The 7,017-nt window shown below is 72.3% G+C and carries 8 protein-coding genes; 5 read left to right on the plus strand and 3 right to left on the minus strand.

What is annotated here, in order from left to right:
- Positions 1 to 20 precede the first annotated feature (20 nt).
- The 5 genes from EBH09_RS13525 to EBH09_RS13545 are packed head-to-tail and all read left to right on the plus strand — an operon-like array spanning position 21 to position 3,879.
- The gene (locus tag EBH09_RS13525; RefSeq protein WP_055417129.1) at positions 21 to 443 is read left to right on the plus strand and encodes a roadblock/LC7 domain-containing protein; all 423 of its coding nucleotides are present in this window, start codon (positions 21 to 23) and stop codon (positions 441 to 443) included.
- Positions 440 to 793, plus strand: a complete 354-nt coding sequence (locus EBH09_RS13530) for a DUF742 domain-containing protein (protein WP_121747190.1) — start codon at positions 440 to 442, stop codon at positions 791 to 793. Before EBH09_RS13525 ends, EBH09_RS13530 begins: the two co-directional genes overlap by 4 nt.
- 58 nt (positions 794 to 851) lie before the next feature.
- Positions 852 to 1,400, plus strand: a complete 549-nt coding sequence (locus EBH09_RS13535; RefSeq protein ID WP_121747385.1) for an ATP/GTP-binding protein — start codon at positions 852 to 854, stop codon at positions 1,398 to 1,400.
- A complete protein-coding gene (locus EBH09_RS13540) occupies positions 1,397 to 2,641 on the plus strand; it encodes a cytochrome P450 (RefSeq protein WP_121747191.1) in 1,245 nt (414 codons plus the stop codon). The genes EBH09_RS13535 and EBH09_RS13540 overlap by 4 nt, the downstream gene beginning before the upstream one ends.
- Positions 2,642 to 2,652: 11 nt before the next feature.
- The gene (locus EBH09_RS13545) at positions 2,653 to 3,879 is read left to right on the plus strand and encodes a cytochrome P450 (protein ID WP_121747192.1); all 1,227 of its coding nucleotides are present in this window, start codon (positions 2,653 to 2,655) and stop codon (positions 3,877 to 3,879) included.
- Positions 3,880 to 4,022: 143 nt separating this feature from the next.
- Here the strand turns inward: EBH09_RS13545 and EBH09_RS13550 are convergent, their stop codons facing one another.
- The 3 genes from EBH09_RS13550 to EBH09_RS13560 form a co-directional block, all read right to left on the minus strand.
- Positions 4,023 to 4,850, minus strand: coding sequence for an SAM-dependent methyltransferase (locus tag EBH09_RS13550; protein WP_121747193.1), 828 nt, complete (start codon positions 4,848 to 4,850; stop codon positions 4,023 to 4,025).
- Positions 4,851 to 5,043: 193 nt separating this feature from the next.
- Entirely contained in the window at positions 5,044 to 5,514 is a 471-nt protein-coding gene (locus EBH09_RS13555; RefSeq protein WP_121747386.1) for a carboxymuconolactone decarboxylase family protein, read from the minus strand.
- A gap of 202 nt (positions 5,515 to 5,716) precedes the next feature.
- Positions 5,717 to 6,631: an alpha/beta hydrolase gene (locus EBH09_RS13560; protein WP_121747194.1), complete on the minus strand. Its 915-nt coding sequence runs from the start codon at positions 6,629 to 6,631 to the stop codon at positions 5,717 to 5,719.
- Positions 6,632 to 7,017: the final 386 nt, after the last annotated feature.

Below are 7,017 nucleotides of genomic sequence, written 5' to 3' on the forward strand. Positions count from 1 at the left end.
GACGACGAAGGAAACTGATCGTGCAAGACACACACACCAACAGCCTGGGCTGGCTGCTGGACCAGGAACTCGGCAGCGTCGAAGGCGTCCGGTACGCCGTGCTGATGAGCAGTGACGGGCTGCTGAAGGCCCGTACGGCGACGATCGGCCAGGACGACGGGGAGAAGTTCGCCGCGCTGACGGCGGCCCTGCGCGCGGCGGGCAAGGCGTGGGACGAGTTCACCGGCGGTGCGGGGATGCGCCAGTTGCTGATCGAGTCGGTCGGCTGCATCGGCCTGACGACCACCGCCGCGAAGAACACCATGCTGTCGGTGTGCACGACCGGCCCTGACGCGGACGTCGGGCTGATCTCCCACCACATGGTGCGGCTCGCCACCCGGGTGGGGCACGAACTGGTCACCGAGGAGCGCGTGCCGGTCGCGGAAGGCGGCTCACCGGCATGACGGGGCCGCGGCGTGACCCGGACATGGTCAGGCCCTACGTCCGCACCGGGGGCCAGGTCCACGCGCGCGAGGACGTGCGCCTGGAGAGCGTGGTCATCGCCGCGACCGGTCCCACGGACACCCTCCCTCCGGACGCCCGCCGGGTGATGCGGCTGTTCGCCGGCGCCCAGGGCGGCCTGGCCGTCGCCGACATCGCCGCCGCGCTGGAACTGCCGCCCTCCACGGTGCGCATCCTCGTCTCCTCGCTGATGGACTCCGGCCACCTGTCCAGCCCGGTCGCCGCCGCCGACGACCAGCCCGACTTCGACCTGCTGCAGGAGGTGCTCCGTGGACTTCGCTCCATGGTCTGACCGGTCCGACCCGTCCGTCACCTACGTCCCGGCCACGGTGACGCGGTCGGCCAAGATCGTGGTCGCGGGGGGCTTCGGCGTCGGCAAGACGACGTTCATCGGCAGCGTCTCGGAAGTACGGCCGCTGCGGATGGAGGAACCGATCACGCAGGCCAGCGACGGTGTGGACGATCTGCGCGGCACCCCGCACAAGACGACGACCACCGTGGCGATGGACTTCGGCCGCATCCACATGGCCGGCGGCCGGATCGCGCTGTATCTGTTCGGGCTGCCGGGGCAGTCCCGTTTCCAGCCGCTGTGGGAGGACCTGGCCCAGGGCGCCCTCGGCTGCCTCGTCCTGGCCGACACCCGCGACCTCGACGCCTCCCACGACGCCCTCGGTCTGCTGGACGGCGCGGGCATTCCGTACGCCGTCGCCATCAACACCTTCCCCGGCGCCCCCGGTTACCCCGAGGCCGAACTGCGCGAGGCGCTGGCCCTCGAACCCGCCACGCCTCTGACGTACTGCGACGCCCGCGACCGCACGTCCTCCCTGCACGCCCTGATCACGCTCACGGAGTACCTCTCCGAGCACCGCTCAGCCGCCCTCCTGGAGTCCCGCCGATGACGTTGCCTTCCGCCGAGCCCGCGCCGGCCGGCCCGCCGGGCCGGGTCGCCCTGTACGCACCGGAGTTCGCCGCCGACCCGCACGCCGCCTACCGGCGCATGCGGCGCGTCCACGGTCCGCTCGTCCCGGTCGAGCTGGCGCCCGGGGTGCCCGCGACCCTGGTGATCGGCTACTACCAGGCCCGCCGCATCCTCAACGACCCGCTGCACTTCCCGGCCGACCCCCGTGCGTGGGAGAAGCTGATCCCGGCGACCTGCCCGGTGCGGCCGATGATGGAGTGGCGGCCCAACGCGCTGCGCTCGGGCGGTGCCGAGCACGCCCGCTACCGAGCCGCGAACACCCAGGCCATCGACCGGGTCGACCAGCACGGACTGCGGGCCCTGGTGGAGAAGGTCGCCTCCGGCGCCATCGACGAGTTCCGCACCGAGGGCTCGGCGGACCTGCTCACCCAGTACTCGTTCCCCATCGCCTTCCGCGTGCTGAGCGCGCTGCTCGGCTGCCCCGACGAGATCGGGCAGCGCATCGCCGACGGCATGGCGAAGATCTTCGACACCACCAACGCCGAGCAGGGCAACCGGATCCTCGCCCAGGCCGTGTCCGACCTCGTGACCCTGCGCCGGCTCCACCCCGGCGACGACATCACGTCCCGACTGACCCTCCACCCCGCCGAACTGAGTGACGAGGAGATGGGCCACCAGCTCGTCACGCTCTACGGCGCCGGGATCGAGCCCCTGACCAACCTGATCAGCAACACGATCCTGAAGATCCTCACCGACGAGGAGTTCTCCGCGGACCTGCACGCCGGGCTGTCCACGGTGCGCGACGCGCTCGACGCCGTCCTCTACACCGACCCGCCGATGGCGAACTACTGCATCTCGTACCCCCCTTACCCCATCGACGTGGAAGGGGTGCTGCTCCCGGCCGACCAGCCGGTCGTGATCTCGATGGCGGCGGCGAACAACGACCCGGCCCTCACGGACGGTGTGCCCGAGGGCCGCCACGCCGGCAACCGCGCCCACCTGGCCTGGAGCATCGGCCCGCATGCCTGCCCCGCCCGCTCGCACGCCTACCTCATCGCCGAGACCGCGGTCACCCACCTCCTGGACGCGCTGCCGGAGACCGACCTCGCCCGCCCCCTCGCCGAGCTGACGTGGCGTCCCGGCCCGTTCCACCGCGCCCTGGAATCCCTGCCCGTCACCTTCCCCGCCGCGCAGCAAGCCGCACACCAAGCCGCACACTAAGGAGCCAGGCCATGGCGACCCAGCAGCCCGCCCTCGTCCTCGACCCCACCGGCGCCGATCACCACGCCGAGCACCTCGCCCTACGGGAGGGCGGCCCGGCCACGCGGGTGGACGTCCTCGGCGTCCAGGCCTGGTCGGTCAGCGACCCGGCCCTCCTCAAACAGCTGCTCACCAGCCCCGACGTATCCAAGGACGCCCGGGCGCACTGGCCGGCCTTCGGCGAGGTGGTCGGCACCTGGCCGCTCGCCCTGTGGGTGGCGGTGGAGAACATGTTCACCGCCTACGGGCCCGACCACCGCAAGCTGCGCCGGCTGGTGGCGCCCGCCTTCAGCGCCCGGCGCATCGCCGAGATGCGGCCGGCCGTCGAGGAGATGGTGACCCGGCTCGTCGACCGGCTCGCGGGCCTCCCCGCCGGCGAACCGGTCGATCTGCGGCAGGAGCTGGCCTACCCGCTGCCCATCGCGGTGATCGGTCACCTCATGGGGGTGCCCGAGGACCGGCGGGAGGGCTTCCGGGCCCTCGTGGACGGCGTCTTCGACACCACCCTGGACCAGGCCGAGGCACAGGCCAACACCATGCGCCTGTACGAGGTCCTGGACCAGCTCATCGCCACCAAGCGCGCCACCCCGGGCGACGACATGACGTCCCTGCTCATCGCCGCGCGGGACGACGAGGGGGACGGCGCCCGCCTCTCCCCGGAGGAACTGCGCGACACCCTGCTGCTGATGATCAGCGCCGGGTACGAGACCACCGTCAACGTCATCGACCAGGCCACGCACACCCTGCTCACCCGTCCCGACCAGCTCGCGCTGGTCCGCAAGGGCGAGGTCGGCTGGGGGGACGTCGTCGAGGAGACGCTGCGCCACGAACCGGCGGTCAAGCATCTGCCGCTCCGGTTCGCGGTCACGGACATCCCCCTGCCGGACGGGCGGACCATCGCCCGCGGGGAGGCCATCCTCGCCTCGTACGCCGCCGCCAACCGCCACCCGGACTGGCACGAGGACGCCGACACCTTCGACGCGACACGCACGGTCAAGGAGCACCTCGCGTTCGGCCACGGCGTCCACTTCTGCCTGGGCGCGCCGCTGGCCCGCATGGAGGTGACCCTCGCGCTGGAGAGCCTGTTCGGCCGCTTCCCCGACATCCGCCTCGCCGACCCGGCGGAGGAACTGCCGCCCGTGCCCTCCCTGATCAGCAACGGCCACCAGCGACTCCCGGTCCTGCTGCACGCCGGCTGAACGCGGCACCGGCTCGCCCGTCGGTCGGGCGAGCCGTCACAGCGGCGTCGGGGAACACCCGCAAGCGCGTGGGCGTCGGCCGGACATGCCGGAGGCAGCCGTACGCCGGGAGTCTGTTCCACGGAGCGGCGCCCCGCCCCGTGTCACGGCTTGCGTGCCACCCCGCAGTAGGCGTCGACGGAGGCGGCCGCCGGGTCGGTCGGGGTCTCCGGGTCCGGACGCCAGGACGGGACCCGGGTGATGCCGGGGGCGACCAGTTCCAGCCCTTCGAAGAAGGCGGCGATCTCCTCGACGCTGCGCACGTAGTACGGCGTCGCGCCACTGGCGTTGTACGCGTCGGAGGCGGCGATCATGCCCTCGCTCGTGGCGGTGCTGTCGCTGATCACCAGGAAGCTGCCCGCCGGGAGGCCCGCCATCAGGCGGCGTACCAGGTCGCGTGCCTGGTCGTGGTCGGCGACGTGGCCGAGGGTGTTGAGGATGATCAGGGCGACCGGCCGGGAGAAGTCGAGGGTGCCGGCGGCGGCTTCCAGGACGGTGTCGGGGGCGTAGAGGTCGGCGTCCAGGTAGGCGGTGCTGCCCTCGGGGGTGCTGGTGAGCAGCGCGTTGGCGTGCGCGAGCACGATCGGGTCGTTGTCGACGTACACGATCCGGGCGTCCGGAGCCACACGCTGGGCCACTTCGTGGGTGTTGTCGGCGGTGGGGAGGCCGGTGCCGATGTCCAGGAACTGCTGGATCCCCTCCTCCCGGATCAGGTGGCGGACGGCGCGGCCCAGGAAGAGCCGGCTGGTGAGGGCCACGTCGACGAGGCCGGGGAAGATCTCCTTGATCTGGTCCCCGATCTCCCGGTCGACCTCGTAGTTGTCCTTGCCGCCGACGAAGTAGTTCCAGAAGCGGGCCGAGTGCGGTGTGGCGGTGTCGATCCGGGCCCGTATCTCCGCGCTGGCGGCGAGCTGGGAGTTGGTGTCCGACACGGCGGAGTCTCCTAGGGGTTGGCGTGGGTGATCAGGAGACCAACCTAGCGCCGACTCCGTCGGCGGGGCGTGAAAGGGGCTTCGCGGGTGAGGAGTTGGGGGAGGGCGGCGATTCGCGGTACGGGTGGGCGGCTCCTCCCCCCGGCTCGGGAGCGAGCCGGGAGGAGGAGCCGCCCTCGTACTCCGTGCGGTGTCAGCCGAACATGCCCGGCACGTAGTCGCCCGCCGGCTGGCGGGTGATGACGTTCATGCGGTTGTACATGTTGATCACGGCGATCAGGCCGATCAGCGCGGTGAGCTGGTCCTCGTCGTAGTGCTGGGCCGCGTTGGCCCAGACCTCGTCGGAGACGCCGCCGCCGTCGGCGATGCGGGTGCCCTGCTCGGCCAGTTCCAGGGCGGCGCGCTCGGCGTCGGTGAAGACGTTGGCCTCCCGCCAGGCCGCGACCAGGTTCAGGCGCAGCGCGGTCTCGCCCGCCTTCTCGGCGTCCTTGGTGTGCATGTCGAGGCAGAAGCCGCAGCCGTTGATCTGGCTGGCGCGGATCTTCACCAGCTCCTGGGTGGCGTGCGGCAGCCCCGCGTCCGCCAGGAGCTTGCCCGCCGAGTTGATGTGCCGCAGGAACTTGCCGGCGAGCGGGCTGCCGAACATGTCGAGTCGGGCTTCCATGATGAGTTCCTCCATCGTCGTTCATCGAGCTGCGTCGTCTGTCGTGCGCCCTTGGGCGTACACAGCTACGACGGAGCGCGGCGGCCGGATGTGACAGGCCCGGGGAGGCGGCGGTGTGACCTGCGTCTCGGCACACACGGGACTTCCGGGGCGGACCTGGCGTGCCGGGAAGCACCGGAAGGTGCCCCCGGGTGACGCGCGGCTACGACGTGGCGTCCGGGACGGGGCGTGCCAGCAGGCGGCTCAGTGCCTCCGTCACCTCGGCCGGGCTCTCGTCCATCACCCAGTGGCCGGTGCCGTCCAGCATCGTCAGTTCGGCGTCGGGGACGGCCCCGGCCAGCTCGGTCGCGATCGACGGGCTCAGGTACGGGTCCGTGCGGCCCCAGATGACCGCCGTGGGGCAGGCGATGTCGCGGAGGTGGCGGCGCAGTTCGGGGCGGGGCGGGGTGCGGTAGTCGCCGAAGTAGTGGAGGAGCCAGCGGCGGCCCTCCGGCGTGTCCATCCAGCCGACGTAGTCGTCCAGTACGCCGGTGTCGAGGTGGCCCGCGCGGACCAGCGGTGCGAAGGACCGGCGGTGGATGGCGGCGTAGGGCAGGCGCGTCGCCGCCGGCCGGAGGGCGGAGGCGCGGCCGACGAGGCTGATCAGGCTGAAGACGGCGTACCAGGGGCGGGTGAAGGTGGCGTGGGCGCGGCTGTTGAGGACGGCCAGGCGGCGGACGCGGCCGGGGTGGGTCTCGGTGAAGCCGAGGGAGAGGAAGCCGCCGTAGTCGTGGCCGGCCAGGTTCACCGAGTCCAGTTCCAGCGCGTCCAGCAGCCGGGCGAGGCGGGTGACCTCGGTGTCGTAGTCGAAGGACAGGTGCAGGGGGCGGTCGGACTCGCCCCAGCCGAGGAGGTCCGGGGTGATGACCCGGTACCGGTGCGACAGGGGCGGGATCTGGTGGCGCCAGCAGTGGTGGCTGGCGGGGTAGCCGTGCAGGAGGAGGACCGGTTCGGCGTCGGGGGGTCCGGACTCCCAGCAGGCCACGCGGGCGCCGCCGTCCACCATGACCGACCGGGCGCGGGGCCGGTCGGCGCCTGAGCCTGTGCCGGTGCCCGTGCTCCTGCTCTGCGTACTCATCGGCTTCCCGTTCCTCGTCTCGCCGCTCTTCGGCCCCCGCTCCCCGCTCCCCTCGGCTCAACTCAGCGGGTACCCGGAAGTGTCGCGGGCCGTGCCCGCGGTTCGGCCATTGGAGGGGCACGCCGCTCTGTGCGGGGAGCGGAGCGGCGCTCACCCCGGCGCGTGCGCCGTGCACGCCGCGGATTAGCCTCGGCTGTGGCAGTCGGCACGGCGGGAGACAGAGGAGAACGGTCATGGCGAAGGTTCCCAGCGCGGTTATCGCCGCGGGTGGTCTCGTCGGCGGATACGGCGTGGCCCGCTGGACGAGGAAGCGGCAGCTCGGCGGTGCCGTGCTCGCCGTCGCCGGGGCCGCCGCCGCGCAGCAGTGGCGGGAGCGGGCCGGCGGG

Source organism: Streptomyces sp. E2N166 (assembly GCF_003671715.1).
In the GTDB taxonomy this organism is placed as follows: Bacteria; Actinomycetota; Actinomycetes; order Streptomycetales; family Streptomycetaceae; genus Streptomyces; species Streptomyces thinghirensis.

Excerpts from the sequence above, each read along its gene's own strand:
- EBH09_RS13530 (WP_121747190.1), top strand. The coding sequence starts at position 440 with ATGACGGGGCCGCGGCGTGACCCGGACATGGTCAGGCCCTACGTCCGC.
- EBH09_RS13540 (WP_121747191.1), top strand. The coding sequence starts at position 1,397 with ATGACGTTGCCTTCCGCCGAGCCCGCGCCGGCCGGCCCGCCGGGCCGG.
- EBH09_RS13545 (WP_121747192.1), top strand. The coding sequence starts at position 2,653 with ATGGCGACCCAGCAGCCCGCCCTCGTCCTCGACCCCACCGGCGCCGAT.
- EBH09_RS13555 (WP_121747386.1), bottom strand. The coding sequence starts at position 5,514 with ATGGAAGCCCGACTCGACATGTTCGGCAGCCCGCTCGCCGGCAAGTTC.
- EBH09_RS13560 (WP_121747194.1), bottom strand. The coding sequence starts at position 6,631 with ATGAGTACGCAGAGCAGGAGCACGGGCACCGGCACAGGCTCAGGCGCC.